The organism is Methanobrevibacter sp., assembly GCF_045577275.1.
Taxonomy (GTDB): domain Archaea; phylum Methanobacteriota; class Methanobacteria; order Methanobacteriales; family Methanobacteriaceae; genus Methanobrevibacter.
Genome location: NZ_JAZNIB010000116.1, coordinates 1 through 4,111 on the forward strand (window position 1 = coordinate 1; position 4,111 = coordinate 4,111).

The following is a 4,111-nucleotide window of genomic DNA, read 5'->3' on the forward strand; positions in this document are numbered from 1 at the left end:
TAATCAATATTATCTATTTGTTATTAGAAGGGATTTAGCATAGATTAACCAATTTTATTTTTTATATTTTTTAATAATTGTATTATTAATGAAAATTTTTTGATGTGATTATTATGGTAAATATTCCTGAATTAAAAAGGGGAGTTGCAAACGATATAACTGAAGCAATTGGTAACACTCCTCTTGTAAGATTAAATAAATTAACAGAAGGCTTAGAAGCTGATGTGCTTGTAAAGATTGAAGCTTTTAATCCTGTAAGTAGTGTAAAAGATCGTGTTGCGGTTTCTTTAATTGAAGCTGCAGAAAAAGATGGTAAAATCAATAAGGATACAGTAATTATTGAACCAACCAGTGGTAATACCGGTATTGGTCTTTCCTTTGTAGCAGCTGCTAAAGGTTACAAATTAATATTGACCATGCCTGAAACCATGTCTATTGAAAGAAGAAAATTACTCGCTGTATTTGGTGCAGAAATTGTCTTGACTCCAGGTAGTGAAGGTATGGGCGGAGCTATTGCTAAAGCAGCAGAACTTGCTGAAAATACTCCTAATTCCTTTATTCCACAACAATTTGAGAATAAGGCAAACTCTGAAATTCACAGATTAACTACTGGTCCTGAAATCTACAGAGATACTGATGGAAAAGTCGACATTGTTGTATCTGCTGCAGGAACTGGTGGAACTGTAACAGGTATTGCTCAATACATCAAACCTTTAAAACCTGAGTTTAAAGCAGTTGCTGTGGAACCTGAAACTTCTCAAACTCTTGGTAAAGGTGTTAAAGGACCTCATAAAATCCAAGGTATTGGCCCAGGATTTGTTCCAGGTGTTCTTGATACAGAGTTAATTGATGAAGTAATTCCAGTAAAAGATGAAGATGCTGGATCCACTTTATTAAAATTAGCTCGTGAAGAAGGTATTTTCACAGGAATTTCCTCTGGAGCAGCTACTTTTGCTGGTTTAGAACTTGCAAAACGTCCAGAAAATAAAGGAAAAACTATTGTTGTAATTTTACCTGATACTGGTGAAAGATACTTATCCACTGAATGGGTATTTAAGGAATTATACGATGCATACGATGATTCCATTTTCCCATCCAACTAAACTCTTTAAGGCTTGATTAAATTTTTTAAAGAAATAATTTAATTATTTCTTTTTTTATTTTTTTATTTTTTTAATATTTCCACATATTTCCAGAACTATTTTTAATTAAATTTGAAATAGTTTATATATTAATAAATGATAAATATAACTTTGTTATTATAACAAATGTTAAATTTATATTAAAGTAAGTACATATAGTATAGTATTATTAACAATAGTTAAGTTTTACTTTTAGAGTAATGGTGAATTTATGTTCGATGATTTAAAACAAGATTTACAGGCTGCAAAGGCTAGAGATCCTGCAGCAAGAAGCAGTTTAGAGATTCTCCTTTGTTATCCTGGAATATGGGCTATTATTTTTCATAGGTTGAATCATTGGCTTTGGAATCATCGGTTGCCATTCTGGGGAAGGTTTTTCTCACAAATATCCAGATTCTTGACAGGTATAGAAATTCACCCTGGTGCTCAAATAGGTAAAAGAGTATTTATTGACCATGGAATGGGTATTGTAATAGGTGAAACAGCTATTGTTGGAAATGATGTTTTAATTTATCAAGGAGTAGTTCTTGGTGGAACAAGTTTAAGCAAAGGCAAAAGACACCCTACTGTTGAAGATGCGGTTGTAATAGGTTCTGGAGCAAAAGTTCTAGGAAACATCACATTAGGATGCTCTTCTAAGGTTGGGGCTGGAGCAGTTGTATTGCAGGATGTTCCTAGGGGAGCTACTGCAGTTGGTGTACCAAGCAGGATTATTCATGAAGACCGTAAATGTGTTTTAGATTTAGAGCACGAATTCCCGGACCCTGTTTCATCAGCTATTGATTTGCTCTTTGAACGTCAGGAAGAGCTTGAAAAAAGGATCAATGTCTTAAGTAAGTTCCATGATATAGAACATATGGAATTTGACCATGGCTCTGAAGTTGAAGAAGTGTTTAAGGGTGATGGGAAATTATTTTATAAATTAAATAATTATATTGATGATTAATAAAGAATATTTTAAACTTTTGGAGGATTTTTATGAAACCACCTTGTGAAATGGTAGTATGGTATATTATACCCGCTATTAGATCTGAATTAGCAAAAGATTTATTGAAATTAGGTATGAAACAAAAAAAGATATCTGAATTAATGGATATTACTCAACCAGCGGTATCTCAATATTTAACAGATAAAAGAGGTAGCGGAATTGAGTTCAATGATGATGTAAAAGCATTAATTCAAGATTTTGCAAATGACTTAAATGAAGGAACTGCAACTAAATTTGATATTATTCCTCGTACTTGTTTTATTTGTAAAAGAATCAAAACAGAAGATGTCATTTGTCAAATTCATAAAGAAAAAGGACATATGCCTGCAGACTGTAAAGCATGCTTAGGTTCTGAAGCACATTTATTATAATAAATGGATTGGTGGAGATTTTTATTGAAAAATTCTCTACTTTTTATTTTAAGATTTATTTAGACTATTTTATGGTCTTTTAACTTATTTTATATTATTTATTTTAACAAGTTTTTAAGGAGATATAATGGAAATTTATAGCACAATGTCAAGGGAAAAGGAAGAGTTGAATACATTATTTGAAGATAAGATAAAACTCTTTGTTTGTGGCCCTACAGTTTATGATGATGCTCATATAGGCCATGGAAGAACATACATTTCCTTTGATACCATTAAAAGATATTTGGAATTTAAGGGATATTCTGTATTCTACTTACAAAATATTACTGATATTGATGATAAAATTATCAACAGAGCAAAAGAGAGTGGCGTAGACTCAAAATTGCTTGCAAAGAAATTTGAAAAAAGATTTATAGAAGATATGGCTGCTTTAAATGTAAAAAGCGTAAACTATTTCGCTAGAGCTACTGACCATATGGAAGAGATTTTGGATCAAATCCAAAGATTGATTGATAAAGGATTTGCATATGTAACTGAAACCGGTGTATACTTTGAAGTTGCTAAATTTAAGGATTATGGTAAATTAGCTAATCGTAAAATTGAGGAGCTTGAAACCCATAGGATAGACATTGACAGTTCCAAGAAAAGCCCTAATGATTTCGCTTTATGGAAAAACAGAGAAGCAGAAGAATTTGCAGGTGAACCTGTATGGGATTCTCCATGGGGTAAAGGAAGACCTGGATGGCATATTGAAGATACTGCAATCACTGAAAAATACTTTGGACCTCAATATGATATTCACGGAGGCGGACTTGATTTAATATTCCCTCACCATGACTCTGAAATTGCACAAATGGAAGCAGTATCAGGTAAGGAACCTTTGGTTCAATACTGGATGCATACTGGTTTCCTAAATGTTTCAGGTGAGAAGATGTCCAAATCTTTAGGTAACTTCATTACCATTAGGGATTTATTAAAAGAGTATTCCGGTGAAACATTCAGATTATTCGTTCTTGCAACCCATTACAGAAGTCCAATAGACTTCAGTGAAGTCAGCTTGCACCAAGCTGAGAAAAATGTGGCAAGGATAAAGAATTATCTTCAAGTTTTAGATGAAAAGATTGAAGAAGAGTTTAATAAAGGCAATGTTTCTGATGATATTGCTTATTTAGCTGATTTAAATGAAAGTGAGCTTTTCGAAGAATTGCTTGAATTTGATTATTATGAATCATCTTATGATGTATTGAATGAAGGTGTTAATGAATTCTTCACTAGTATGGATGATGATTTCAGTACTCCAAAAGCTATTGCAGCTATCTTTTCATTCATCAAACAATCCAACAAGGATTTAAATGAAGATAAAATAATAATTGACGATCTTTTAGCTATTAAGCACTGGTTTGCAGATATAAGTCAAATTTTAGGTATCAATTTCTTTGATAATGATGATGAAACCAGTGGAGATGAAGAGGAATTATTAAACATAATTGCTGATGTTCGTCAAAAATTAAGAGCTGAAAAACAATATGACTTATCTGATGAAATTAGAGACAAGCTTGTTTCATTAGGTATTGAAGTAAGCGATTAATCATATTTTATATAATATTTTA

4 protein-coding genes are annotated in these 4,111 nt (G+C 32.0%); all 4 read left to right on the top strand.

Annotated elements, in window-relative coordinates:
* The first annotated feature begins 113 nt into the window (after positions 1 to 113).
* The 4 genes from cysK (at position 114) to cysS (ending at position 4,089) form a co-directional block, all read left to right on the top strand.
* Positions 114 to 1,103 (top strand): cysteine synthase A, encoded by a 990-nt coding sequence (gene cysK / locus ACKI67_RS03780; protein WP_407462054.1) that lies wholly within the window; start codon positions 114 to 116, stop codon positions 1,101 to 1,103.
* A gap of 250 nt (positions 1,104 to 1,353) precedes the next feature.
* On the top strand, positions 1,354 to 2,088 hold the full coding sequence (gene cysE, locus ACKI67_RS03785) for a serine O-acetyltransferase (protein WP_407462055.1): 735 nt from the start codon (positions 1,354 to 1,356) through the stop codon (positions 2,086 to 2,088).
* 32 nt (positions 2,089 to 2,120) lie between these two features.
* The gene (locus tag ACKI67_RS03790) at positions 2,121 to 2,501 is read left to right on the top strand and encodes a transcriptional regulator (RefSeq protein WP_407462056.1); all 381 of its coding nucleotides are present in this window, start codon (positions 2,121 to 2,123) and stop codon (positions 2,499 to 2,501) included.
* A gap of 127 nt (positions 2,502 to 2,628) precedes the next feature.
* Complete coding sequence (cysS, locus tag ACKI67_RS03795) at positions 2,629 to 4,089, top strand: cysteine--tRNA ligase (RefSeq protein WP_407462057.1); 1,461 nt, start codon at positions 2,629 to 2,631, stop codon at positions 4,087 to 4,089.
* Positions 4,090 to 4,111 lie beyond the last annotated feature (22 nt).